Annotated in this window: 22 protein-coding genes; 14 read left to right on the forward strand and 8 right to left on the reverse strand. The window is 60.7% G+C overall.

Annotation, left to right across the window (positions count from 1 at the left end; genetic code table 11):
• Window positions 1-441: 441 nt before the first annotated feature.
• Together rpmB and rpmG are read left to right on the forward strand one after the other, a co-directional pair.
• Window positions 442-675 (forward strand): 50S ribosomal protein L28, encoded by a 234-nt coding sequence (gene rpmB / locus AC6CIA_RS19480; protein WP_007920377.1) that lies wholly within the window; start codon window positions 442-444, stop codon window positions 673-675.
• Between the two features lie 11 nt (window positions 676-686).
• Window positions 687-842, forward strand: a complete 156-nt coding sequence (gene rpmG / locus AC6CIA_RS19485) for a 50S ribosomal protein L33 (protein WP_003176906.1) — start codon at window positions 687-689, stop codon at window positions 840-842.
• A 290-nt stretch (window positions 843-1,132) separates the two neighbouring features.
• On the opposite strand, the gene AC6CIA_RS19490 is transcribed toward rpmG, so the two are convergent.
• The gene (locus AC6CIA_RS19490) at window positions 1,133-1,495 is read right to left on the reverse strand and encodes a cupin domain-containing protein (RefSeq protein ID WP_498314343.1); all 363 of its coding nucleotides are present in this window, start codon (window positions 1,493-1,495) and stop codon (window positions 1,133-1,135) included.
• 228 nt (window positions 1,496-1,723) lie between these two features.
• Here AC6CIA_RS19490 and AC6CIA_RS19495 point away from each other — a divergent pair, with 228 nt between their 5' ends.
• Both AC6CIA_RS19495 and AC6CIA_RS19500 read left to right on the forward strand, forming a co-directional pair.
• A complete protein-coding gene (locus tag AC6CIA_RS19495) occupies window positions 1,724-3,217 on the forward strand; it encodes an aldehyde dehydrogenase (RefSeq protein WP_498314345.1) in 1,494 nt (497 codons plus the stop codon).
• A 167-nt stretch (window positions 3,218-3,384) separates the two neighbouring features.
• Window positions 3,385-4,527: an MFS transporter gene (locus tag AC6CIA_RS19500; protein WP_498314347.1), complete on the forward strand. Its 1,143-nt coding sequence runs from the start codon at window positions 3,385-3,387 to the stop codon at window positions 4,525-4,527.
• Here AC6CIA_RS19500 and AC6CIA_RS19505 read toward each other — a convergent pair.
• Window positions 4,524-6,086 (reverse strand): phospholipase D family protein, encoded by a 1,563-nt coding sequence (locus AC6CIA_RS19505; RefSeq protein WP_498314349.1) that lies wholly within the window; start codon window positions 6,084-6,086, stop codon window positions 4,524-4,526. The genes AC6CIA_RS19500 and AC6CIA_RS19505 overlap by 4 nt on opposite strands.
• A 62-nt stretch (window positions 6,087-6,148) precedes the next feature.
• On the reverse strand, window positions 6,149-7,579 hold the full coding sequence (locus AC6CIA_RS19510) for an aminotransferase-like domain-containing protein (RefSeq protein ID WP_498314350.1): 1,431 nt from the start codon (window positions 7,577-7,579) through the stop codon (window positions 6,149-6,151).
• A gap of 166 nt (window positions 7,580-7,745) precedes the next feature.
• Here AC6CIA_RS19510 and AC6CIA_RS19515 point away from each other — a divergent pair, with 166 nt between their 5' ends.
• Complete coding sequence (locus AC6CIA_RS19515; protein WP_498314352.1) at window positions 7,746-7,979, forward strand: DUF1127 domain-containing protein; 234 nt, start codon at window positions 7,746-7,748, stop codon at window positions 7,977-7,979.
• Between the two features lies 1 nt (window position 7,980).
• On the opposite strand, the gene AC6CIA_RS19520 is transcribed toward AC6CIA_RS19515, so the two are convergent.
• Window positions 7,981-9,273 (reverse strand): NAD(P)/FAD-dependent oxidoreductase, encoded by a 1,293-nt coding sequence (locus AC6CIA_RS19520; RefSeq protein ID WP_498314354.1) that lies wholly within the window; start codon window positions 9,271-9,273, stop codon window positions 7,981-7,983.
• A gap of 115 nt (window positions 9,274-9,388) precedes the next feature.
• Here AC6CIA_RS19520 and AC6CIA_RS19525 point away from each other — a divergent pair, with 115 nt between their 5' ends.
• A complete protein-coding gene (locus AC6CIA_RS19525; RefSeq protein ID WP_339527675.1) occupies window positions 9,389-9,742 on the forward strand; it encodes a YkgJ family cysteine cluster protein in 354 nt (117 codons plus the stop codon).
• A gap of 34 nt (window positions 9,743-9,776) precedes the next feature.
• Here AC6CIA_RS19525 and AC6CIA_RS19530 read toward each other — a convergent pair whose 3' ends face one another.
• The gene (locus AC6CIA_RS19530) at window positions 9,777-10,265 is read right to left on the reverse strand and encodes an Lrp/AsnC ligand binding domain-containing protein (protein WP_003206849.1); all 489 of its coding nucleotides are present in this window, start codon (window positions 10,263-10,265) and stop codon (window positions 9,777-9,779) included.
• 156 nt (window positions 10,266-10,421) lie between these two features.
• Here AC6CIA_RS19530 and dadA point away from each other — a divergent pair, with 156 nt between their 5' ends.
• From dadA to AC6CIA_RS19560, 6 genes are all read left to right on the forward strand, one after another.
• Window positions 10,422-11,723 carry a D-amino acid dehydrogenase gene (gene dadA / locus AC6CIA_RS19535; protein WP_498314356.1) on the forward strand — a complete coding sequence of 434 codons (1,302 nt, stop codon included), beginning with the start codon at window positions 10,422-10,424 and terminating at the stop codon, window positions 11,721-11,723.
• Window positions 11,695-12,048 carry a RidA family protein gene (locus AC6CIA_RS19540; protein ID WP_498314358.1) on the forward strand — a complete coding sequence of 118 codons (354 nt, stop codon included), beginning with the start codon at window positions 11,695-11,697 and terminating at the stop codon, window positions 12,046-12,048. The genes dadA and AC6CIA_RS19540 overlap by 29 nt, the downstream gene beginning before the upstream one ends.
• Before the next feature lie 77 nt (window positions 12,049-12,125).
• Complete coding sequence (gene alr / locus AC6CIA_RS19545) at window positions 12,126-13,199, forward strand: alanine racemase (RefSeq protein ID WP_498314360.1); 1,074 nt, start codon at window positions 12,126-12,128, stop codon at window positions 13,197-13,199.
• A 116-nt stretch (window positions 13,200-13,315) separates the two neighbouring features.
• Complete coding sequence (locus AC6CIA_RS19550; RefSeq protein ID WP_084381286.1) at window positions 13,316-13,864, forward strand: cupin domain-containing protein; 549 nt, start codon at window positions 13,316-13,318, stop codon at window positions 13,862-13,864.
• A 180-nt stretch (window positions 13,865-14,044) separates the two neighbouring features.
• A complete protein-coding gene (locus AC6CIA_RS19555) occupies window positions 14,045-14,455 on the forward strand; it encodes a c-type cytochrome (RefSeq protein ID WP_498314537.1) in 411 nt (136 codons plus the stop codon).
• 137 nt (window positions 14,456-14,592) lie between these two features.
• Window positions 14,593-16,515: an acetyl-CoA hydrolase/transferase C-terminal domain-containing protein gene (locus AC6CIA_RS19560; RefSeq protein ID WP_498314362.1), complete on the forward strand. Its 1,923-nt coding sequence runs from the start codon at window positions 14,593-14,595 to the stop codon at window positions 16,513-16,515.
• Between the two features lie 138 nt (window positions 16,516-16,653).
• Here AC6CIA_RS19560 and AC6CIA_RS19565 read toward each other — a convergent pair whose 3' ends face one another.
• A complete protein-coding gene (locus AC6CIA_RS19565; RefSeq protein ID WP_084381289.1) occupies window positions 16,654-17,226 on the reverse strand; it encodes a xanthine phosphoribosyltransferase in 573 nt (190 codons plus the stop codon).
• Between the two features lie 57 nt (window positions 17,227-17,283).
• Complete coding sequence (gene rep, locus AC6CIA_RS19570) at window positions 17,284-19,293, reverse strand: DNA helicase Rep (protein ID WP_498314364.1); 2,010 nt, start codon at window positions 19,291-19,293, stop codon at window positions 17,284-17,286.
• Window positions 19,294-19,557: 264 nt separating this feature from the next.
• On the opposite strand from rep, the gene AC6CIA_RS19575 reads away from it, so the two are divergent.
• Window positions 19,558-21,231: a putative bifunctional diguanylate cyclase/phosphodiesterase gene (locus AC6CIA_RS19575; RefSeq protein ID WP_498314366.1), complete on the forward strand. Its 1,674-nt coding sequence runs from the start codon at window positions 19,558-19,560 to the stop codon at window positions 21,229-21,231.
• Here AC6CIA_RS19575 and AC6CIA_RS19580 read toward each other — a convergent pair.
• Window positions 21,211-22,611: a NorM family multidrug efflux MATE transporter gene (locus AC6CIA_RS19580; RefSeq protein ID WP_498314368.1), complete on the reverse strand. Its 1,401-nt coding sequence runs from the start codon at window positions 22,609-22,611 to the stop codon at window positions 21,211-21,213. The genes AC6CIA_RS19575 and AC6CIA_RS19580 overlap by 21 nt on opposite strands.
• Window positions 22,612-22,762: 151 nt before the next feature.
• On the opposite strand from AC6CIA_RS19580, the gene AC6CIA_RS19585 reads away from it, so the two are divergent.
• Window positions 22,763-23,683, forward strand: coding sequence for a LysR substrate-binding domain-containing protein (locus AC6CIA_RS19585; RefSeq protein ID WP_084381293.1), 921 nt, complete (start codon window positions 22,763-22,765; stop codon window positions 23,681-23,683).
• The last annotated feature ends 47 nt before the right edge of the window (window positions 23,684-23,730 follow it).

Below are 23,730 nucleotides of genomic sequence, written 5' to 3' on the forward strand. Positions count from 1 at the left end.
ATCGAAGGCCCATCTGCATGTGCAGTCTGGAAAAGTCCTACCGTAGTAGGCTGGTTGGAAAATGACTAGCCCATTTTTGGCTGTGCTTTTGCGGCAAATGCTGTTTTGATGGCGCCTCACGTCTTTTGGCCCGGCACTTTGCGGTGCGTGTTGGCTCGGTAAATGATTCGGTGCGACGAGCGGTGAATTTGCATTGGGGCCCGTTGTTGCGGCGGTTCAGGCCTTCGCAGGCACGATTCAGCCCAGGAAATACACACGGGTTGTTGTTGCACTGGGGTCTTTCTGGTATAAAGCAGCGCTCTTTTCTAGGGGCCCGGTTCCTTCGCTTGTAGGTGTAGCCGGTAAGACCCTTAAAGAAACGCGGCGCCTGGCGCCAAATGACTGAGAGATTAAGCGGCCAACCCATGCCGGGTTGGGCATGAGGTTTTAGAGGGCTGAGGCATGTCGAGAGTCTGTCAAGTTACCGGTAAGGGTCCGGTGACTGGGAATAACATTTCCCACGCAAACAACAAAACCCGTCGTCGTTTCCTGCCAAACCTGCAGCATCACCGCTTCTGGGTTGAAGAAGAGAAACGTTTTGTCCGTCTGCGCGTATCTGCCAAAGGCATGCGCATCATCGACAAGCGTGGCATCACTGTCGTGCTCGCTGAACTGCGCCGCGACGGCAAAATCTAAGGAGCTATATCATGCGTGAATTGATTCGAATGATCTCTAGCGCCGGTACTGGTCACTTCTACACTACCGACAAGAACAAGCGTACTACCCCGGACAAGCTCGAAAAGAAAATGTTCGACCCGCGCGTTCGCAAGCACGTGATCTACAAAGAAGGCAAAATCAAGTAATTGGTTTTCTTTCTTGTGAAAAAAACCCGCATCTCACGATGCGGGTTTTTTTTGTCTTCGAAAAATCCCTTATCGAGCGGACGCTGCCTTTTCAATTAAGCCTGAGTAAATTTTGTGGCGAGGGGGCTTGTCCCCCGTTGGGCTGCGCAGCAGCCCTGAAACCTGTCACCCCGTTTTGACTGGAGGATCGGGGGGAGACCTTTTGGGGGCTGCTGCGCAGCCCAACGGGGGACAAGCCCTCTCGCCACAAGACAAGCCCTCCCTCATCACAGCTTTCAAGGGGGCTTTGATCAGACCTTGCTTTCGAATATCACGTAGATCTTGCGGCAGGTTTCCAGCACCTCCCAGGTACCGCTGAAACCGGCTGGAATGACAAACCGGTCACCGGCGCGCAAGGTCTTGGCATTCCCCTCGGCATCGCGCAACACCGAAACGCCCTGGACGATTTCGCAGTATTCGTGCTCGGTGTAGTTCACTGCCCATTGTCCGACCTCACCCTCCCAGACGCCGGCGTTCATCTGGTCGCACGGGCTGTTGTAGTGGTTGTAGACGGTTTGCTGCGGATCGCCCTTGAGGATCTTCTCCGCGGCAGGGCTGTAGCGTTCGGCGGCGGTGGCGGCCTGGCTGAAGTCGACGATGGTTTGAATGCTCATGTGCGTGTCCCGTCTAGGCCCGTGGTTGTGGAGCCAAAGTCTATGTTTATTAAAATGAACATCGCAAGGGTGTTTGCCGCCGTTATGTCAAATATATTGAAACATCCCTGGTGGCTGGTTTAGGGTGGCGGGTGCCTTGAGCCGAACAGATGGCTGGCCGGGCAAGCATTCTTTGAAGGTGCCTGGGGATGTCCCGGACGCTTCATTCAATAAGAGGAGGACACTCGCATGACCACCCTGACCCGTGCCGACTGGGAACAACGCGCCAAAGACCTGAAGATCGAAGGTCGCGCCTACATCAATGGCGAATACACCGCCGCCGTTTCCGGCGACACGTTCGAATGCATCAGCCCGGTGGACGGTCGCCTGCTGAGCAGCGTCGCCAGCTGTGACGTTGCCGACGCCCAGCGCGCGGTTGAAAACGCTCGCGCCACCTTCGATTCCGGTGTCTGGTCGCGCCTGGCGCCGGCCAAGCGCAAGGCCACCATGATCCGTTTCGCCGCGTTGCTCAATGCCAACGCCGAAGAGCTGGCGCTGCTGGAAACCCTGGACATGGGCAAGCCGATCGGCGATTCCCTGGGGATCGATATCCCCGGCGCTGCCCGAGCCCTGAGCTGGAGCGGTGAAGCCATCGACAAGATTTACGACGAAGTCGCCGCGACGCCCCATGATCAGTTGGGGTTGGTGACCCGTGAGCCGGTGGGCGTGGTCGCTGCCATTGTGCCGTGGAACTTCCCGCTGATGATGGCCTGCTGGAAGCTGGGGCCTGCGCTGTCCACCGGCAACTCGGTGGTCCTCAAACCGTCCGAAAAGTCCCCGCTGACGGCCATCCGCATCGCGGCCCTGGCGATCGAGGCCGGTATCCCCAAAGGCGTGCTCAACGTCTTGCCGGGTTATGGTCATACCGTGGGCAAGGCGTTGGCGCTGCATATGGACGTCGACACCCTGGTGTTCACCGGTTCCACCAAGATCGCCAAGCAATTGATGATTTACTCCGGCGAATCGAACATGAAGCGCGTCTGGCTGGAGGCGGGTGGCAAGAGCCCGAACATCGTATTTGCCGATGCGCCGAATCTGCAGGCTGCCGCTGAGTCCGCCGCGGGCGCGATTGCCTTCAACCAGGGCGAAGTCTGCACCGCGGGCTCGCGCCTGCTGGTAGAGCGCTCCATCAAGGACACCTTCCTGCCGTTGGTGATCGAGGCCCTCAAGGGCTGGAAGCCTGGCAATCCGCTGGACCCGGCCACCAACGTCGGTGCGCTGGTAGACACCCAGCAGATGAACACCGTGCTGTCGTACATCGAGGCCGGGCATGCCGATGGCGCCAAGCTGGTAGCCGGCGGCAAGCGTACCTTGGAAGAGACCGGAGGCACTTACGTTGAGCCGACGATTTTCGACGGTGTGACTAACGCGATGAAAATCGCCCAGGAAGAAATCTTCGGCCCGGTGCTCTCGGTGATCACCTTCGACAGCGCCGAAGAAGCCGTGGCGATCGCCAATGACACGCCGTACGGCCTGGCTGCCGCGGTGTGGACCTCCGACCTCTCCAAGGCCCACCTGACCGCCAAGGCCCTGCGCGCAGGCAGCGTGTGGGTCAACCAGTATGACGGCGGCGATATGACTGCACCGTTTGGTGGCTTCAAGCAATCGGGCAATGGCCGTGACAAGTCGCTGCATGCGTTCGACAAGTACACCGAGCTGAAGGCTACCTGGATCAAATTGTAAGTCCGGACTCAGGGCTCAAGTTGCAGTAGATCCAATGTGGGAGCGGGCTTGCTCGCGAAGGCGGGGTTTCAGTCAGCGCATGTAGTGACTGACCCACCGCCTTCGCGAGCAAGCCCGCTCCCACACTGTTTTGTGTGATCTGGAAACAATCCACAGGAGCGTGGAAGATGCGTTGGGCGACTTACTTCGCCGTTCTTTCCTCAGTGTTGAGCGTCGGCCTGGCCTTGGGCGTGAGCATGCCGCTGGTGTCGCTGCGCCTCGAAAGCTGGGGTTACGGCAGCTTTGCCATCGGCGTGATGGCGGCGATGCCGGCCTTCGGCGTCTTGCTCGGGGCCAAAGTGTCCAGCCGCCTGGCTGCGCACCTCGGCACGGCGAATCTGATGCGCCTGTGTCTGTGGGCGGGGGCGATTTCCATCGGTTTGCTTGCGGTGTTGCCCAGCTATCCAGTGTGGCTGGTACTGCGGCTGATGATCGGGGTGATCCTGACCATTGTGTTCATTCTGGGTGAGAGCTGGATCAACCAACTGGTGGTAGAGCAATGGCGGGGCCGCCTGGTGGCGCTGTATGGCTGCAGCTATGCCTTGAGCCAACTGTCTGGCCCGCTGCTGCTGGGCTTCCTCGGCACTGGCAATGACCTTGGCTTCTGGGTCGGCGCGGGGTTGCTGGTCGTCTCGCCGGTGCTGTTGCTCGGGCGTTCCGGTGCACCGACTGCCGAGGCTTTCAGCGTGACCTTTGGCGACCTGTTGCGGTTCTGCCGAGGGTTGCCGGCGATTGCCTGGGCGGTGGCGTTATTCGCGGCTTTCGAGGCGATGATTCTCACGTTGTTGCCGGTGTATTGCCTGCGGCAGGGGTTCACCGCCGAAATTGCCTTGGCAATGGTCAGTACCGTGGTAGTGGGCGATGCGCTGCTGCAATTACCGATCGGCGCGCTGGCGGATTACCTGCCCCGGCGCACCTTGTTTCTCGCCTGCGCGGTGTTGCTGCTGGCTTCCAGCCTGGCGATTCCACTGTCGTTGGATACGCTGCTGATCTGGCCAGTATGGGTGTTGTTCGGCGCCAGTGCCGGGGGATTGTTCACCTTGTCGCTGATCCTGATCGGCGAGCGTTACCGCGACGACGCGCTGGTGCGGGCCAACGCCCATATCGCCCAGCTGTGGGGGATTGGCTGTCTGGTCGGGCCGCTGGTGGCGGGCGCCGGCAGTCAGTGGATCAGTGGGCACGCGTTGCCGTTGCTGATGGCGGCGGGGGCCTTGGGCCTGGTGATTCTGTTGTTGCGCCAGGGCGCATTCGGCGCCGTGCAGCCGGCTTAAAGCATGCGCTCCAGGCCGACCGTGGTGGCAAACCAGGCATTGAAGCGGCGCCACCACGTGCCAGGCTCACGGGTCAGGGTGTGTAATTGGCCGTCATCCTCGGTGACCCATACCACCTGGCCCTCCTGCAATTTCGCTTCATAGCTCAAGGCCGGCGCCATGCCTTGCAGAGCCAGGTTGCGTACATGTTCGGCAAGTTCCGGGCTGTCCACCAGCACCCCGACTTCGGTGTTCCACAGTACCGAGCGCGGATCGAAGTTGAAGGAGCCGATAAACGATTTCTTGCGATCAAAGATCATTGCCTTGCTATGCAGGCTGGAATCCGAACCCTGCAGTGAGCGACTGCCCAGCAGGTGCGGGCCACTGCCGCCGCCATCGCCCGGTTGGCGGCGCAGTTCGTAGAGTTTCACCCCGTGCTCAAGCAGCGCCTTGCGATACGGCGCGTAGCCGCCATGCACGGCCGGTACGTCGGTGGCTTCCAGGGCATTGGTCAGCAGGCTGACCGCCACGCCGGCGTCGGCCCGACCGGTCAGGTACAGCAAGCCGGGTTCGCCGGGAACGAAGTACGCTGAAATCATCATCAGCTCCTGGCTCACACCTTCCAGTTCGGGCCCCAGCTGGGTGGTCAGCAAGAGTTGCGGGTCGGGATCAGCCTTGGCCAGGACTTTGCTCGGCGCATCCCACAGCGCCTGGTTCCAGGCCCAGATCAGCTCGCGGCGCCAGAGGTCCATGCGCGGCTGGGTCTGGTAGGTCCTCAGACGGTTGTACAGCACATGGTTTTGCTGGCGGGACTGGGCAAGGGAGTCTTCCAGTCGCGCACGGACCACCGCCAAATCCTGCGAGGACTTGCTGGAGATGAATTGGCCGATGGGTTTGCTGAGTGCACTGTTCCAGTATTGATCGAAACTGTGCCCCAGTTGCTCGGCCACCGGGCCGACGCTGAGCATGTCGATATCGGTGAAATTCAGGTTGGGCTCGGCATCAAAATACGCATCGCCCAGATTGCGCCCGCCGACAATCGCCACGCTGTTGTCGGCCAGCCACAATTTGTTGTGCATGCGCCGGTGTTGGCGCGACAGGTTGAACAGCCGGCCCAGGGCGCGGGTCACGCCTGTGCTGCGGCCCAGATGCAGTGGGTTGAACAAGCGAATCTGGATCTGTGGATGTGCCGCCAGGGTCGCGATGACCTGGTCGAGTCCGTCGCTGGTGGTGTCGTCCAGCAGGATGCGCACGCGTACGCCCCGGTCGGCGGCCTTGAGCAACTCGTCCACCAGCATACGGGTGCTGATGCCGTCGTGGACAATGTAGTACTGCAGGTCGAGGCTGGTCTGGGCGTTGCGAATCAGTTCGGCCCTGGCCATGAACGCTTCGCTGCTATCGGACAGCAGGCGAAACCCTGAACGACCTTGGTAAGGCGCGGCCTGGGCCTGGATCGAGCGGCCGAAGGAAGAATCTGCCGCGGGCAAGGCCTGGCTGGGCTCGCGTGGCACACTTAGGCTGGCGCAACCGCCCAGGCTCAGTAATCCCGACAGGAAAAACGCTAAAAGCCGCTGGCTCATCAAGGCTGTGGATTCCGAATCAAGACAGTTGTCGGTATATGACGGCTATTTTGCGTGAAAGGTCAGTCCGCGCCCTGTTCCTCGGCCAGCATGCGGGTCGCGATCGCGCCGACGTTGCGCACCGCCTCTTCAATCTGCGGCGTCAGCTTGGCAGCGTAGTTCATTCGCAGGCAATTACGGTATTTCCCGGAGGCGGAAAAAATACTGCCGACGGCAACCTGTACACCTTGCTCGACCAGCACGCGATTGAGCTTCAGGGTGTCAAAGCCTTCTGGCAATTCGACCCACAGCAGGAAGCTGCCTTGCGGGCGGCTGGCGCGGGTACCGGTGGGGAAATAGCGGCTGACCCAGTCGAGCATTACGTCGCGATTGCGTTGGTATTGGGTGCGCATCCGCCGTAAATGGGGTTCGAAATGTCCATTTTGCAGGAATTCGGCAATCGCGATCTGGGGTTGGGTCGCGGTCGAACCCGTGCTGATGTATTTCATGTGCAGCACCCGCTCCAGATAGCGGCCGGGGGCTACCCAACCGATCCGCAGGCCTGGGGCGAGGGTTTTCGAGAACGAGCTGCAGAGCAGGACGCGACCGTCCTCGTCGAAGGATTTGATGGTGCGTGGACGAGGGTAGCTGTAAGCCAATTCGCCATACACATCGTCTTCGATGACCGCCACGTCAAAGCGTTGGGCCAGTGTCAGCAACGCGCGTTTACGGGATTCCGGCATGATGTAGCCCAAGGGATTGTTGCAGTTGGGCGTGAGTTGAATGACCTTGATCGGCCATTGTTCCAGGGCCAGTTCCAGGGCTTCGAGACTGATGCCGGTCAGTGGATCGGTGGGAATCTCCAGGGCTTTCATGCCCAGGCCCTTGAGCGTCTGCATGGCGCCATGGAAGCTGGGCGAATCCACCGCGACAATATCGCCCGGTTCGCAAATCGCATGGATGCTGGCCGACAAGGCTTCGTGGCAGCCGGTGGTGATCACGATGTCCTGGGCGTCGAGCTGGCAGCCGGAATCCAAGGACAGTCGGGCAATTTGTTCGCGTAGTTCCATACAGCCGTAGATATTGTCGTAGTACAGGCCCGGCAGGTCCTGGCGTCGACTGACCCGCGCCAGGCTGCGGAGCAGGGGCTTGAGGGTCGGTGACAGTACATCGGGCATGCCTCGTCCCAGCTGTATGACATCTTTGCGTGGCACCGCGCGTATCAGTTCCAGCACCTGATCCCATTGGGAAATCTCCACCGGCCGCTGCGCCGGACGCCCCACCGCGGGCAGGGCGGGCAGCTCGCGGCCTGCCGGGACGAAGTAGCCGGACTTGGGTCGTGGCGTCGCCAGGCCGTGGTCTTCCAGCACGCGATAGGCCTGCTGCACGGTACTCAGGCTGACTCCGTGCTCGATACTCAACGCCCGTACCGAGGGCAGCCGGTCGCCAGGACGATAGAAGCCCTGCTCGATACGTGTGCCCAGTAGTTCCGCGAGGTTGACGTAGAGAGTCATGAAGGTCGCTCCTGAGTGACCAGTACAGATGAGAGGAAAATACACGATTCAATGGCAGATAGGCAGCATCTGTATGGGTTTAATAAAATAAGGCTGAATCTGTAATGGTTTTGCGCACGGATTCATTCTAGCCACTCATGGCAACAGGTAAATGAGGGGCAGGACGATGAGCGGTTTGAGTGATGTGCGGCTGGTGTTACGCAGTCAGGAGTTGGAAGCAGGACAGCAGCGGTCAATGGCGGGGCTGGAGCCGGCTGCGATCAGCCGCTGGACACTGTTCTGGCGTCGGCGGCACACGCGCAAGGCCTTGCTTGAACTGACCCGTGAGCAACTGCGCGATATCGGCCTGGATACCGAACAGGCGCGCCGGGAAGGTTTGAAACCGTTCTGGCGCGGCTGATTCAGAGCAGTTCTTTCAGGCGGTGCCAGAGCATGCCCAGTGCCAAGAGCGGCGAACGCAAGTGTTTGCCGCCGGGGAAGGTGATGTGCGGCACCTGGGCAAACAAATCGAAGCGCCCGCCTTGCTGGCCGCCAATGGCTTCCGCCAGCAGCTTGCCCGCCAGGTGAGTGGCGTTGAGGCCATGACCGGCGTAGGCCTGGGCGAAGTACACGTTGGGCTGGTCCGCCAAACGGCCAATCTGCGGCAGGCGGTTGGCGCCGATGCCGATCATGCCGCCCCACTGATAGTCGATTCTGGCATCGGCCAGTTGCGGGAAGACCTGGAGCATCTTCGGTCGCATATAGGCGCCAATGTCCTTCGGGTCTCGCCCCGAATAATGGCAGGCGCCGCCGAACAGCAAGCGTCGGTCTGCCGAAAGCCGGAAGTAATCCACGGTCACCCGCTGGTCACACACCGCCATGTTCTGCGGCAGCAGGTCGATGGCTTGCGCTTCGCTCAATGGCTCGGTGGCGATGATGTAGCTGCCGGCGGCCAGGACCTTGCCGCTGAGGTCCGGGTTGAGGCCATTCAAGTAGGCATTGCACGCCAGCACCAGGGTGTTGGCGCGCACGCAGCCGTGGGCGGTGTGGACCTTGACCTCAGGCCCGTAGTCGATACGCAGTACTTCTGACTGTTCAAACAGCTTCACCCCCAATTGCTGCGCCACGGCGGCTTCACCGAGGGCCAGGTTGAGCGGGTGCAAGTGGCCGGAGCCCATGTCGATCATGCCGCCGACGTAGCGGTCGGAGCCAATCACGCTGCGCATTTGCCCGGCTTGCAGCAGGCGCAGTTCATGGCGATAGCCCAGGCCGTGGAGTTCTTCGGCGTCGGCGGCCAGGCCTTCGAGGTCGCGGGGTTTGTTGGCCAGGTCGCAGTAGCCCCACGTCAGGTCGCAGTCGATCTGAAAGTCCTCGACCCGCTGGCGTACGATTTCCACGGCTTCCAGGCCCATCAGCTTCATCTCCCGCACGCCATCGGCGCCGATCAGCTTGGCGAACTGGTCCAGGCCATGGCCGACGCCACGGATCAACTGCCCACCGTTGCGTCCGCTGGCACCCCAACCGATCCTGCGGGCTTCCAGCAGCGCCACGCTAAAGCCGCGCTGGGCCAACTCCAGTGCGGTGTTGAGCCCAGAAAACCCGCCTCCGATCACGCACACATCGACCACCACCTCGCCCGTCAACGCCGGGTAATCGGGTTGGGGCAGGCTGCTGGCGGCGTAGTACGAAGCGGTGTGCCGGGCGCTGGCGGTCATGGGAAGCATCCGTGTCTGGAAAATTTGACGCAGGATACAGCGGTCGGGCGATGCTGTCTCACCGTGGGTTTTTAAGGCAGAATTCACGCCTATTCGCTGTTCGGTATGTGGTTCGATGAGTTGCAACAGGCAAAAGATCAGCACGCTGCGTCGGCAGATTCCTTCATTCGAGTGTGTGCCGGGTTGCCATGACTGCTGTGGGCCGGTAACCACGTCCCCTGAGGAAATGTCGCGCCTGCCGCGCAAGACGGCGGCAGAGCAGGAAGCGGCCATGGACCAACTGAACTGCGTACACCTGGGGCCCGACGGCTGCACGGTGTATGACGAGCGACCGTTGATTTGCCGGCTGTTCGGTACCACACCCAGCTTGCCTTGCCCCAATGGCCGGCGTCCGGTGGAGCTGATCCATCCTCGGGTGGAACAGCAGATCCATGACTACATGGCGAGCACCCGGCAGGTGTTGGTCTAGGCGGGATCTCGGCACTGTGCGCCGGGCCGCTGGCTCAATCCGGGATTGGCAGATTCAGGCTTTCCTTCACCTCTTCCATCACGATATAGCTCTTGGACTCCCGCACATGGGGCAGCTTGAGCAAAATGTCGCCCAGCAGCTTGCGGTACGAGGCCATCTCGGAAATCCGTGCCTTCACCAGATAATCGAAGTCCCCTGACACCAGGTGGCATTCCAGCACATGGGGCAGTTTCAGCACGGCTCGCCGGAATTCTTCAAAGGTATCGCCGGATTTGTAGTCGAGGCTGATCTCGACGAACACCAGCAGGCTACCCTTCAAGTGTTGCGGATTGAGCCGGGCGTTGTAGCCCATGATGATCCCCTCGCGCTCCAGGCGCCGGACGCGTTCGGTGCAGGGCGTGGTCGACAAGCCGACTTTCTCCCCCAGCTCGGTAAACGAAATCCGGCCGTCTGCCTGCAAGATGCGCAGGATATTGCGATCAATCTTGTCCAGCTCGCGCTTGGTCTGGGTGTTGGTTCGCATAGGGGATGCTCCTCCGTGGAACGGGTATTTGCCGAGAATTGTCGCCAAATATAGGCATTTATATAGTGAAATGCACTGGCGATTGCTTTTTATACTGCGGGCATCTTTGTGCTGAGCAACAAACGTCAGCGGACAGGCCGTGATGAGGGTATAAAAATGCGCGTTTTGGTCTTGGGTAGCGGGGTCATTGGTGTGGCGAGCGCCTACTATCTGGCGCGGGCCGGTTTCGAGGTGGTCGTGGTCGACCGTCAGCCGGCGGTTGCCATGGAGACCAGCTTCGCCAACGCCGGCCAGGTCTCGCCAGGCTACGCTTCGCCATGGGCGGCCCCGGGTGTGCCGCTCAAAGCCATCAAATGGCTGCTGCAGCGGCATGCGCCCCTGGCTATCAAGGCCACCGCCGACGTCGACCAATACCTGTGGATGGCGCAGATGCTGCGCAACTGCACCGCCAGCCGTTATGCGGTGAACAAGGAGCGCATGGTGCGCCTGTCCGAGTACAGCCGTGACTGCCTCGACGAACTGCGCAGCGAAACCGGCATCACCTACGAAGGCCGCAGCCTGGGCACCACCCAACTGTTCCGCACCCAGGCCCAGTTGGATGGCGCCGCCAAGGACATCGCGGTGTTGCGCGAATCCGGCGTTCCTTTTGAGCTGCTCGACCGTGCGGGTATTGCCCGCGTCGAGCCGGCCCTGGCCAGCGTCACCGATATCCTGGCCGGTGCCTTGCGCCTGCCGAACGATCAGACGGGCGACTGCCAGATGTTCACCACGCGCCTGGCCGAGATGGCCATTCAGTTGGGCGTCGAGTTCCGTTTCGAGCAGGATATCCAGCGCCTCGACTACGCGGGCGACCGTATCAACGGTGTGTGGATCGACGGCAAGCTGGAAACCGCCGACCGCTACGTACTCGCGCTTGGCAGTTATTCGCCGCAGTTGCTCAAGCCGCTGGGGATCAAGGCACCGGTGTACCCGCTCAAGGGTTATTCGCTGACCGTGCCGATCACCAATGGCGCAATGGCCCCGACCTCGACCATTCTGGATGAGACCTACAAGGTGGCGATCACCCGTTTCGACAACCGCATCCGTGTCGGCGGCATGGCTGAAATCGCCGGTTTTGACCTGTCGCTGAACCCGCGTCGGCGTGAAACCCTGGAGATGATCGTCAACGACCTTTATCCTCAGGGCGGTGATCTGTCCCAGGCCAGTTTCTGGACCGGCCTGCGGCCGACCACGCCGGACGGTACCCCGATTGTCGGTGCTACCCCGTTCAAGAACCTGTTCTTGAACACCGGCCACGGCACCCTCGGTTGGACCATGGCCTGCGGCTCTGGTCGTCTGCTGGCGGATCTGATGGCGAAGAAAACCCCGCAAATCAGCGCCGAAGGCCTCGATATTTCCCGTTACGGCCAATCACAGGAGTCTGCAAGACATGTCAATCCAGCGCCAGCTCACCAATGAGCGCATGAGCCAGATCGTTGTCCACAGCGGTACCGTGTACCTGGCAGGCCAAGTCGGCGACGACCTGAGTGCCGGGATTGAACAGCAGACCCGCGAAACCCTGTCCAATATCGAGCGCCTGCTGGACTTGGCCGGTACCGACAAGACCCGTCTGCTCTCGGTGACGATCTACCTGAAAGACATCGACGCCGACTTTGCCGGGATGAATTCGGTATGGGACAAGTGGCTGCCCAAAGGCGTTGCCCCGGCCCGTGCCACGGTTGAGTCGAAACTCTGTGAACCGCAAATCCTGGTGGAACTGTCCGTCGTGGCAGCCCTGCCGTAAATACGATCCCTGTTGCGGTGCCGCTGTTGCAGTCGGCGCCGGTTTTTTCTTCCCCAGCCGCCTAGAAGTCTGCCGTTATGCGTCCAGCCCGTGCCCTGATCGATCTTCAAGCCCTGCGCCACAACTACCAATTGGCGCGTCAACTTACGGGAGCCAAGGCGCTCGCCGTGATCAAGGCGGACGCCTATGGGCATGGTGCCGTGCGCGTGGCCCAGGCGTTGGCGGCCGAGGCTGACGGGTTTGCCGTGGCGTGCATCGAGGAAGCGCTGGAGCTACGAGCGGCCGGAATCGGCGGGCCGATCCTGCTGCTGGAAGGTTTTTTCGAGGCAGACGAACTGCCGCTGATCATCGAGCATGACTTCTGGTGCGTGGTGCATTCGCTGTGGCAGTTGGAGGCGATTGAACACGCATCCCTGAGCAAGCCGCTCACGGTCTGGCTCAAGCTGGACTCGGGCATGCACCGCGTCGGGCTGCACCCCAAGGATTATCACGAGGCTTACCAGCGCCTGCTGGCCAGCGGCAAAGTGGCGAAGATTGTGTTGATGAGTCATTTCGCCCGTGCCGATGAGCTGGACTCCACGCGCAGCGATGAACAGGTTGCGGTGTTTGAAGCGGCGCGCCAGGGCCTGGTGGCCGAGGTCAGCCTGCGCAACTCGCCGTCGGTGATGGGCTGGCCGAGCGTGTCCAGCGATTGGGTGCGTCCGGGAATCATGCTCTACGGCGCCACGCCATTTGGCGAAAACCAGGCCGTTGCCGCAGGTTTGCAGCCCGTGATGACCCTGGAGTCGAAGGTCATCTGCGTGCGTGAGCTGCCGGCCGGCGAGCCGGTCGGTTATGGCGCACGGTTCGTGACCGCGAAACCGATGCGCGTCGGCGTCGTCGCCATGGGCTATGCCGACGGTTATCCGCGTCACGCACCGACCGGCACGCCGGTGCTGGTTGCCGGTCAGCGGAGTCGGTTGCTGGGCCGGGTATCGATGGACATGCTGTGTATCGACCTGACCGACGTTCCGCAGGCGGGCCTTGGTTCGACGGTCGAGTTATGGGGCAAAAACATCCTCGCCAGTGATGTCGCCACGGCAGCCGACACCATCCCGTATCAGATTTTTTGCAATCTGCGCCGAGTGCCACGCGTCTATTCCGGCGCTTAGCCGCTGCCGGCCAGCGACGTTGACCGGGATTCAGGTCAAAGTGTTGTAAATACTGAACGCTGTCGCCATGATAACGCTCAATTACAACAAAGCCTGAATCCTAGGAGGCTCCTGCATTGGACGTCGGCGAACGACTGCAATCCATCCGTAAACTGAAAGGTCTTTCCCAGCGTGAACTCGCCAAGCGTGCGGGCGTCACCAACAGCACCATTTCGATGATCGAGAAAAATAGTGTCAGCCCCTCCATCAGTTCCTTGCGCAAGGTGCTGGGCGGCATTCCCATGTCCATGGTCGAATTCTTTTCCGAAGAAATCCTCCAGGAAAAACCGACCCAGATCGTCTATAAAGCCAATGAGCTGATCGATATCTCCGATGGCGCGGTGACCATGAAACTGGTGGGCCGGGCGCATCCCAGCCGGGCGATCGCGTTTCTCAACGAAATCTACCCGCCGGGTGCCGATACCGGTGATGAAATGCTCACCCACGAAGGCGAGGAGACCGGGATTTTGCTGGAAGGTCGCCTGGAGCTGGTGGTCGGTCTCGAAACTTTTGTGCTCGAAGCCGGCGATAGCTACTACTTTGAAAGCACCAAGCCTCACCGTTTCCGCAATCCGTTCGACGTGCCGGCGCGACTAATCAGCGCAGCCACGCCCGCGAACTTTTAATAAAGAGGCGCCCTGCCTACCTTGCAGAGGTGTCCATAGCTGTATTCCGTCATGCTGAATCTCCCTTTGGACAATAGGGTTGTTTCAGCGGGACGGGCTAACCGTTATACTTTCGCCGCCTGCGAAACCGTGGCCGCAGGCGTGAATAGCCACCATGAGGGTGAACGCGTGAACCTAATTATGAAAATGCTGGCTGTACCAGCAACCGTATTGGCCCTTTGGGCTGTCAACGCTCAGGCTGCGACCAATGATGAGATTGCCAAGCGCCTTGAGCCGGTCGGCAAGGTCTGTGTTCAAGGCGAAGAGTGCAAGGGGATGGAAGTTGCGGTGACTGCGGGCGGCGGCGGCGGGAAAACGCCGGACGAGATCATTGCCAAGCACTGCAATGCCTGCCACAGCACCGGCCTGCTGGGTGCGCCGAAAATTGGCGACACCGCCGCGTGGAAAGAGCGCGCCGACCACCAGGGCGGCCTTGACGGCATCCTGGCCAAGGCCATCACCGGGATCAACGCCATGCCACCAAAAGGCACCTGCGCCGATTGCTCGGATGAAGACCTGATGGGCGCCATCAAGAAGATGTCCGGTTTGTAATTGACCGATCTTCGCTGAAAAAGCCGCTGACCAGCGGCTTTTTTGTGCCCGCGATTCATCTTTCAGGGCTGTTCATTGCAGCAAAGACCCGGCAATCTCGGTCCAAGCCCAATTCATGGAAAGTTCGGGAGGGTCGGATGGTGCAGTTGTGTTCAATCGAGCAAGCGGTCGACGACGTACTGGAACGCTTGCCAGCGCATATACATCTGGGGATGCCTTTGGGGCTGGGCAAGCCGAACCTGTTTGCCAACGCGCTGTATCGGCGTATCGCCAAGCTTCCGGAGCGAACGCTGACGATCTACACCGCCCTGAGCCTGGGCCGTCCGCCCCTGGGCGATGGTTTGCAGAAGCGTTTTCTTGAGCCGTTCATCGAACGGGTGTTCGGTGACTATCCCGAACTGGATTTTCTTGCCGATCTGCGCAAGGACAGCCTGCCCGCCAACATCCATGTGCAACAGTTCTTCATGCAGCCCGGCAGCCTGCTCCACAGCGCCACGGCTCAGCAGGATTATGTCAGCAGCAACTACAGCCACGCCGCCCGGGATATCAACGCCGCCGGCTTGAACCTGGTGGCACAACTGGTGGCGAGCAGCAGCGAGCACCCGGACCGCCTGAGCTTGAGCTGTAACCCCGATATCTCCCTTGATCTATTGCCGATGATCGCCAAGCGCCGCGAAGCCGGGGAAACGATTCTGGTGGTGGGGCAGGTCCATGACGATTTGCCCTACATGCCCGGCGATGCCGAGTTGGGCATGGATCAGTTCGATTTCCTGATCGATGAAAAGGACTGCACCACCCTGTTTTCCACCCCGAATATGCCGGTGGGTTTCCAGGATCACTTTATCGGCCTGCACGCCAGTACCTTGGTGCGCGACGGGGGCACCTTGCAGATCGGCATTGGCTCCATGGGCGACGCGCTGACCGCCGCACTGTTGGCGCGCCAGGCAGATAACGAAGGCTATCGGCAGTTGCTCAGCGACCTGGATGTGTACCAGTGGGCACCGTTGATCAGCCGCGAAGGCGGGGTCGAGCCGTTCGCCCGTGGGCTGTACGGTTGCAGTGAGATGTTCGTCAACGGCTTGCTGGTGCTGGCCGACGCGGGGATCGTGCGGCGTAAGGTCTACCCGGATGTCGCGACCCAGGAGCAGGCCAATGCCGGCATGCTGGACGAGGCGGCGCAGCCGGACGGAATCTCGATACATGGCGGCTTCTTCCTCGGCCCGCGCAGCTTTTATGAACGGTTGCGGGACTTGCCACAGAACAAGCGCCTTGAATTCAACATGACGCGCATCAGCTACATCAACGAGTTGTATGGGCAAGAGCAACTCAAGCGTTTGCAACGCCTGGATGCACGGTTTATCAACAGTGCCTTTACCGTGACCCTGTTGGGCGCGGGCGTGGCGGACCAGTTGGAAGACGGGCGTGTGCTCAGTGGCGTGGGCGGGCAGTACAATTTTGTTGTCCAGGGGCACGCCCTTGAGGGCGCGCGCTCGATCCTGATCCTGCGCAGTTGGCGCGAGTCGGGTGGGGAGGTCAGCTCCAATATTGTCTGGGAGTACGGGCATTGCACGATTCCGCGCCACCTGCGGGACATCGTGATTACCGAATACGGCATCGCCGACCTGCGCGGCCAGACCGACGCCAAGGTGATCGAGGCGCTGCTGAATATTACCGATTCGCGGTTTCAGCAAGGGTTGATTGAAAAGGCCCAGAAGGCCGGGAAACTGCCGAAGGATTTCCAGTTGGATCCGCGTTTTGCCGAGAACACGCCGCAGCGTTTGCAGGCGATCGAGGCGCGGCATCCGCGATTGTTCCCGGAGTATCCGTTGGGCAGTGACTTCACCGATGAAGAGCGGGATTTGTTGCGCGCGTTGAACTGGCTCAAGAGCAAATTCAAGCTGACGGAAGTGCTCGAGCTGGGCAAGGCGGCACTGGATGCCCCAGAGCCTGCGGCGTTTCCCGAGCATTTGAAGCGGATGGGCCTGGACCAGCCTGAGGGACTTAAAGAGGATCTGTATCAGCGCTTGCTACTCGCCGGCCTACAGGCCACTGCGCACTGACAGCCAACACAAAAGCAAATGTGGGAGCGGGCTTGCTCGCGAATACGGTGGGCCAGTCAATAACCTGGTGACTGATGTAGCGCATTCGCGAGCAAGCCCGCTCCCACATGTTTAACCGTGCCCGCTCAAGCGCAGCGGTTATTCGATGAAGGTCACGACGCCACCGGCCAGCGATTTTACCCGGGCCAGGGACTCGACCCGGTAGCCTTGGGCATCCAGTTCCGCGCGGCCGCCCTGGAACGACTTCTCGATCACAATCCCCAGGCCCGCCACGGTCGCGCCAGCTTGCTTGATGATCGAAATCAGCGCCTGGGACGCCTTGCCGTTGGCCAGGAAGTCATCGATGACCAACACACGATCGCTGCTGGTCAGATGGCGTGGGGAGATCGCCACGGTGCTTTCGGTTTTCTTGGTGAACGAATACACCGTCGCCGACAGCAGGTTTTCCGTCAGGGTCAGGGATTGTTGCTTGCGGGCGAAGATCACCGGCACACCGAGGTTCAGGCCGGTCATGATCGCTGGCGCGATCCCCGACGCTTCGATGGTGACGATCTTGGTGATCCCCGAATCCTTGAACAATGCGGCAAATTCGTCGCCGATCAGCTTCATCAGTGCCGGGTCGATCTGATGGTTCAGAAAGGCGTCGACCTTGAGTACGTGATCGGAAAGCACGATGCCTTCTTCGCGAATTTTCTTGTGCAGTGCTTCCACAAAGGCTTCCTCTGGTGGCGCAATGGGCGCCGAAAGTAGATTAAAAAGTAGTCGATTCTAGCGCTTTAACATCGCGCGTATATCCGCCAACGCAGTATTGCCGCGCACGGCTTTCACTTCGGTCGGGGTGTCGTCATTGCCTTCCCAGGCCAGATCGTCCGGCGGCAGCTCATCAAGGAAGCGGCTGGGCGCACAATCGATGATTTCGCCGTATTGCTTGCGCTTGGCGGCAAAGGTGAAGGCCAGGGTCTGGCGCGCGCGGGTAATGCCCACGTAGGCCAGGCGCCGTTCTTCTTCGATGGTGTCGGCTTCGATGCTCGAGCGGTGCGGGAGGATTTCCTCCTCCATGCCCATGATGAACACGTAGGGGAATTCCAGGCCCTTGGAGGCATGCAAGGTCATCATCTGCACGCCTTCGGCGCCGTCTTCCTCTTCCTGCTGGCGTTCGAGCATGTCGCGCAGGACCAGCTTGCCGATAGCGTCTTCGACGGTCATGTCGCCGTCTTCGTCTTTTTCCAGGGTGTTCTTCAGCGCTTCGATCAGGAACCAGACGTTGCCCATGCGGTAATCCGCGGCCTTGTCGCTGGAGCTGTTGGTGCGCAGCCAATTCTCATAGTCGATGTCCATGACCATGCTGCGCAGGGCGCTGATCGGGTCCTCGCCGGCACACTGCTCGCGCACCTTGTCCATGAAGCGCTTGAAGCGTGACAGGCGATCGGTGAAGCGCGTGTCCAGATGTTCGCCCAGGCCGATCTCGTCGGTGGCGGCGTACATCGAAATCTTGCGTTCGGTGGCGTAGTTGCCAAGCTTTTCCAGGGTCGTCGAACCGATCTCCCGGCGCGGTACGTTGATCACCCGCAGGAAGGCGTTGTCGTCATCCGGGTTAACGATCAGGCGGAAGTAGGCCATCAGGTCCTTTACTTCCTGGCGTCCGAAAAAGCTGTTGCCGCCCGACAGGCGATACGGCACCTGGTGATGCTGCAGTTTCAGCTCGATCAGCTTGGCCTGGTAGTTGCCGCGATACAGGATCGCAAAGTCGCTGTAGGGCCGATCCGTGCGCAAGTGCAGGCTGAGGATTTCCACGGCCACCCGTTCGGCTTCGGCGTCTTCGTTGCGGCAGCGGATCACGCGGATCTCGTCGCCGTGACCCATTTCGCTCCACAGCTGTTTTTCAAACTCATGGGGGTTGTTGGAAATCAGCACGTTGGCGCAACGCAGGATGCGGCTGGTGGAGCGGTAGTTCTGCTCCAGCATCACCACTTTCAGGGACGGATAATCGTCCTTGAGCAACATCAGGTTTTCCGGGCGGGCGCCGCGCCAGGCGTAGATCGACTGGTCATCGTCGCCCACCACGGTGAACTGGTTGCGCGTGCCGATCAGCAACTTGACCAGCAGGTATTGGCTGGCGTTGGTGTCCTGGTATTCGTCCACCAGCAGGTAGCGGACTTTGTTCTGCCACTTTTCGAGGATGTCGGCGTGTTCCTGGAACAGCTTCACCGGCAGCAGGATCAGGTCGTCGAAGTCCACCGCGTTGAACGCCTTGAGCGTGCGCTGGTAATGGATGTAGACGATGGCGGCCGTCTGTTCCTTGGGATTGCGTGCGTTTTTCAGGGCTTCGGGCGGCAGGATCAGGTCGTTTTTCCAGGCGCCGATCATGTTCTTGATCTCGTCGACGCCGTCGTCGCCTGCGTATTCCTTCTGCATGATGTCGGTCATCAGGGCCTTGACATCGGTTTCGTCAAAAATCGAGAAACCCGGCTTGTAGCCCAGTCGCAGATGCTCCTTGCGGATGATGTTAAGCCCCAGGTTGTGGAAGGTACACACGGTGAGGCCACGGCCTTCGCCACCCTTGAGCAGGGTACCGACACGCTCTTTCATTTCCCGCGCCGCCTTGTTGGTAAAGGTCATGGCGACGATGTACTGGGCGCGGATGCCGCAGTTCTGGATCAGGTGCGCGATCTTGCGGGTGATCACACTGGTCTTGCCGGAGCCAGCGCCGGCGAGCACCAATAGAGGGCCGCCGACGTAGTTCACGGCTTCTTGCTGCCGGGGATTGAGTCGGGACATACGAGATTTTGGGAGTCATTGAGCAAAAAGGGCGGGCATTTTAACAGGCTGGCAGGATTCTGCTGCCTCTGTACGACGGTGTGACGTACCGCTTGATCTAAATTTGCCGCTTTTGTCACTTTGCCGCAGGATGTGCCAGGTATTTGGGACTATTGTTCAAGAACCGCACTGCGAGTATCTGATAACCAATATCATTGGTCATTGTCAGGCTGCACGTCATAATGCCCGCCGCCAACGAACTTTTGCAGAGTCTAGGGAGCTAGCTTGTCTACGCCTGTCGAACCCTTGCGTTTGCTGCTACTGGCCGAGGAGCCAGTATGGGCAGCGTTATTGCGCGAGTGCCTGGCGCCGATGGGCGATGGGGCTGTGCTGATCAGTGCGCCAAACTGGGAGTCGGTGAGCAGTCTGTTCGATGACGACCACATGGCCGTATTGTTGACCACGCCCAGCTTGCAACCCGGACCCGGCCGTTGCAGTCTGCCTACCGTGTTGCTATTGGACCTGGAACCACTGGTTGCGCCGTTGGGCGCCAGCGACTGGTTGATTCGTGGTTCGTTGGATCACGATACCTTGCGGCGTTGCCTGCGGCATGTCCGCGAGCGGGGCTTGCTGGAAAACACCCTGCAACGCCTGGCCGAACAAGACCCGTTGACCGGCATTGCCAATCGCCAGGGCTTCCAGACCTTGCTGGCCGCACGCCTGGCGGAAAACGTCGGGCGGGGCCTGGCCCTCGGTCACCTGGACCTGGACAACTTCCGTCACGCCAACGACGCCTTGGGGCATCAGGCCGGTGACCGGCTGATCCTGCAGGTGGTCTCGCGGCTCAAGAGTCAGCTGGAAGCCGGTGACCAACTGGCACGCCTGGGCAGTGATGAATTCGCCTTGTTGATCGATACCCGTCGAGCGCCCCAGCGCGCCGAATGGATGGCCGAGCGCATCATCGAGGCTCTGGCCGAGCCCTATTGGATCGATGGTGAAAGCCTGCTGATCGGTTGTAGCCTGGGCGTGGCCCACGCCCGCGCCAAGGCGGGCGCCGATCCGTTGATGTGGCACGCGCATATCGCCATGCAGCAAGCCAAAAGCACCCAAGGCTGCACCTTTCATATTTTCAACGAGCGCATCAACCGCAATGCGCGCAGCCTTGCCGATCTGGAAAGCGAGCTGCGCCGGGCGTTGCGTCGTGACGAACTGGAGCTGCACTACCAGCCTCGGCTGGATCTGGACGATGGACATATCGTCGGCCTGGAGGCCCTGGTGCGCTGGCGCCATGGCGAGCGTGGCCTGTTGCCGCCCAGTGAGTTCGTACCGCTGGCCGAACAGAGCGGCTTGATTGTGCCGCTGGGGTATTGGGTGATTTCCCGTGCCCTGCGAGACATGCAGGACCTGCGCGAGCGCGGCCTGCCGCCGTTGCACATGGCGGTCAACCTGTCGTTTCGCCAATTCCAGGACAGCCAATTGCTGTCGACCTTGAGCCGCTTGATCGCAGAGCGCGGGGTGGAGGCTCAGTGGCTGGAGTTCGAACTCACGGAAACCGCCGTGATGCGCCGCAGTGACTTGGTCAAGCAGACCATGGATGCCCTCGGCCGCTTGGGCGTGAGGTTTTCCCTGGACGACTTTGGCACCGGCTTTTCGTCCTTTGTCCACCTCAACAGCCTGCCGATTGCCTTGCTGAAAATCGACAAGAGTTTTGTCGGTGGCATGGAGGAGCGAGAGGAAAATCGCAAGTTGGTCCATGCGATGATCAACCTGGCCCACAACCTCAACCTCGAGGTGGTGGCCGAAGGCGTCGAAACCGCGGAACAGCTGGCGTTGTTGCGCTTGTTTGGCTGCGATCAAGCTCAGGGATACTTGATCAGCAAACCTTTGCCGCTGCCGGAGCTGGTGGAGTACCTGACGTTTGGCAGCAGTCAGCAAGTGCTATTGGGCGAGGCTTTGTAGTAGCCGTTGAGTGTCAGGCTCCTGGCGAATCATCCGCTTCATCTTCCGTTCAAACGCCCAGGTCAGGCTGACCGCCGCACACGCCAGGCCCAGGGCCAGGCCCCACCAGACGCCGGTCGGTCCCCAGCCGAGGGTGAAGGCCATCAACCAGGCGGAGGGCGCACCGATCAACCAGTAGCAACCCAGCCCGACCAGGAAAGTGGTCTTCGCATCCTTGAGCCCGCGAATACAGCCCATGGCGATGGTCTGCACGCCGTCGAACAGCTCAAACCACGCCGCCACGGCCAACAGGCTGACCGCCAGGCGGATGACCTCGCGAAAGGCCGGGTCGTCATGGTCCAGGAACAGCCCGATCAGTGGGTTGGAGAACAGCCAGAACGCCATGGCAAACCCCAGCATCAGCACCGCGCCGAACACAATCCCGACCCGCCCGGCCCGTCGCGCGTCGAGTAATTGCCCGGCACCGTAATGCGCACCGATGCGCATGGTGACGGCGTAGGACATGCCGGCGGGCACCATGAACGCCACCGAAACGATCTGCAAGGCAATCTGGTGCGCGGCCAATTGTGTGCTGCCCATGGTGCCCATGCACAGCGCTGCAAAGGCGAACAGGCCGACTTCAACCGCGTACGTGCCGCCGATCGGCAGGCCCAGGCGCCACAGTTCCCGCAGGTAATGCAGGTTGGGACGCATCAGGTCCTTGCCCAATGGATAAGCGGCGTAGGAACGGTTGTATTTGATGTACCACCACAGCGCCAGGGCCATGCAGTTGGCAACGATGGCCGTCACCAGGCCGATGCCCATGAGACCGAGTTTCGGCAGGCCGAACATGCCTTCGATCAAGGCGTGGTTGAGCAGGTAATTGATCACCGTGCCGCCCAGGCTGATGATCATCACTGGAGTGGCCTTGCCGATGGCGCTGGTGAAGCCACGCAGGGCCATGAACGTCAGGTAGCCGGGCAGGGCGAACGGCAGAATCATCAGGAACTGCCCGGCCGACTGCACGTTGGTTTCGGTCTGCCCGAACATCAGCAGCACCGGCTTGAGGTTCCACAGCAGCAAGCCGGCCACCAGCGCCATCAACCAAGCCAGCCAGATCCCGGCCTGAGTCAGGCGGGTGGCCCCCTCGATGTCGCCCGCGCCGTGTCGAATGGCGACCAGGGTGCCGACAGCGGCGATCACACCGATGCAAAAGATCGCCACGAACGAATAGCTTGCCGCGCCGAGGCCGCCGCCGGCCAGCGCTTCGGGGCTCAAGCGCGCCATCATCAGGGTATCGGTCAGCACCATCAGCATGTGGGCCAACTGTGAGGCAATCAACGGCCCTGACAGCCGCAGAATGGCCCAGAGTTCGGTACGCGCTGGATGCTGCATGGTCATCACACTCAACAATTCGGGGAAGGGCGAAAGGATTGATTCTCGGCGCTCCCGGCGCTTTGCACAAAGGGATAAATGCGATCACTCATATGATTAAAACTCATGGCTGGGAGATTCTGCTAGGGTTTCGCAATCATGCTGTCGGAGCTTTCCCATGTCCCGTCGTCTTCCTCCGCTTTACGCGCTGCGCGCTTTCGAGGCCGCTTCCCGGCACAACTCTTTCACCCGTGCGGCGCAAGAGCTGTCCATCACGCAGAGCGCGGTCAGCCGACATATCCGCACCCTGGAAGAGCACTTTGCCTGTCGCTTGTTTCAGCGCAGCGGGCGCACTTTGCAACTCACCGAGTCCGCGCGCTTATTGCTGCCCGGTGTGCGCGAGGGTTTTGCGGCCCTGGAGCGTGCCTGCCATACCTTGAACGCCGAAGACGACATCCTGCGCATGAAGGCACCGTCCACCTTGACCATGCGTTGGTTACTGGCGCGACTGAGCCGGTTCCGGCATTTGCAGCCGGGCAACGAAGTACAGTTGACCAGCGCCTGGATGAGCATCGATGAGGTGGACTTCAATCAGGAGCCGTTCGACTGCGCGGTATTGTTGAGCGACGGCCATTTTCCGCCGGACTGGGAAGCCAGCTACCTGTTTTCCGAATGGCTGATTCCGGTGGGGGCGCCCAATTTGCTCCGGGATGGACCATGGGATGTCGAACGTCTGGCCGCCACCGAACTGCTGCATCCCACGCCGGACCGTCGCGACTGGCGTCGTTGGCTTGCGCGCACCGGGCTGGCGTCACAGGTCCCGATCAAGGGCGGACAAGTGTTCGACACCCTCGAACTGGGCATGATTGCCGCTGCCCGCGGGTATGGCGTGTCCATGGGGGATTTACTGATGGTGGCCGAAGATGTCGCCCAGGATCGATTAAGCCTGCCGTGGCCGACCGCCGTGGCCAGTGGAGAGAGCTACTATCTGGTCTGGCCGAAAACCCGCCCCGGTGGCGAGCGCCTGCGCAGGCTTTCGGATTTCCTCCAGGGCGAGGTCCAAGCCATGCAATTACCTCTGGTCGAAAGACTCGACTGAATCGATATAGCGCCCCAAAACCATGCGTTTGGACAGTCTCCCTGTGA

This window comes from Pseudomonas sp. GQ91 (assembly GCF_059758795.1).

Coding starts and splice junctions, on each gene's coding strand:
- AC6CIA_RS19585 (WP_084381293.1), top strand. CDS start 22,763: ATGTCCCGTCGTCTTCCTCCGCTTTACGCGCTGCGCGCTTTCGAGGCC.
- rpmG (WP_003176906.1), top strand. CDS start 687: ATGCGTGAATTGATTCGAATGATCTCTAGCGCCGGTACTGGTCACTTC.
- AC6CIA_RS19495 (WP_498314345.1), top strand. CDS start 1,724: ATGACCACCCTGACCCGTGCCGACTGGGAACAACGCGCCAAAGACCTG.
- dadA (WP_498314356.1), top strand. CDS start 10,422: ATGCGCGTTTTGGTCTTGGGTAGCGGGGTCATTGGTGTGGCGAGCGCC.
- AC6CIA_RS19580 (WP_498314368.1), bottom strand. CDS start 22,611: ATGACCATGCAGCATCCAGCGCGTACCGAACTCTGGGCCATTCTGCGG.
- rpmB (WP_007920377.1), top strand. CDS start 442: ATGTCGAGAGTCTGTCAAGTTACCGGTAAGGGTCCGGTGACTGGGAAT.
- AC6CIA_RS19560 (WP_498314362.1), top strand. CDS start 14,593: ATGGTGCAGTTGTGTTCAATCGAGCAAGCGGTCGACGACGTACTGGAA.
- rep (WP_498314364.1), bottom strand. CDS start 19,293: ATGTCCCGACTCAATCCCCGGCAGCAAGAAGCCGTGAACTACGTCGGC.
- AC6CIA_RS19540 (WP_498314358.1), top strand. CDS start 11,695: ATGTCAATCCAGCGCCAGCTCACCAATGAGCGCATGAGCCAGATCGTT.
- AC6CIA_RS19520 (WP_498314354.1), bottom strand. CDS start 9,273: ATGACCGCCAGCGCCCGGCACACCGCTTCGTACTACGCCGCCAGCAGC.
- AC6CIA_RS19555 (WP_498314537.1), top strand. CDS start 14,045: ATGAAAATGCTGGCTGTACCAGCAACCGTATTGGCCCTTTGGGCTGTC.
- AC6CIA_RS19505 (WP_498314349.1), bottom strand. CDS start 6,086: ATGAGCCAGCGGCTTTTAGCGTTTTTCCTGTCGGGATTACTGAGCCTG.
- AC6CIA_RS19515 (WP_498314352.1), top strand. CDS start 7,746: ATGAGCGGTTTGAGTGATGTGCGGCTGGTGTTACGCAGTCAGGAGTTG.
- AC6CIA_RS19500 (WP_498314347.1), top strand. CDS start 3,385: ATGCGTTGGGCGACTTACTTCGCCGTTCTTTCCTCAGTGTTGAGCGTC.
- AC6CIA_RS19490 (WP_498314343.1), bottom strand. CDS start 1,495: ATGAGCATTCAAACCATCGTCGACTTCAGCCAGGCCGCCACCGCCGCC.
- AC6CIA_RS19525 (WP_339527675.1), top strand. CDS start 9,389: ATGAGTTGCAACAGGCAAAAGATCAGCACGCTGCGTCGGCAGATTCCT.
- alr (WP_498314360.1), top strand. CDS start 12,126: ATGCGTCCAGCCCGTGCCCTGATCGATCTTCAAGCCCTGCGCCACAAC.
- AC6CIA_RS19510 (WP_498314350.1), bottom strand. CDS start 7,579: ATGACTCTCTACGTCAACCTCGCGGAACTACTGGGCACACGTATCGAG.
- AC6CIA_RS19530 (WP_003206849.1), bottom strand. CDS start 10,265: ATGCGAACCAACACCCAGACCAAGCGCGAGCTGGACAAGATTGATCGC.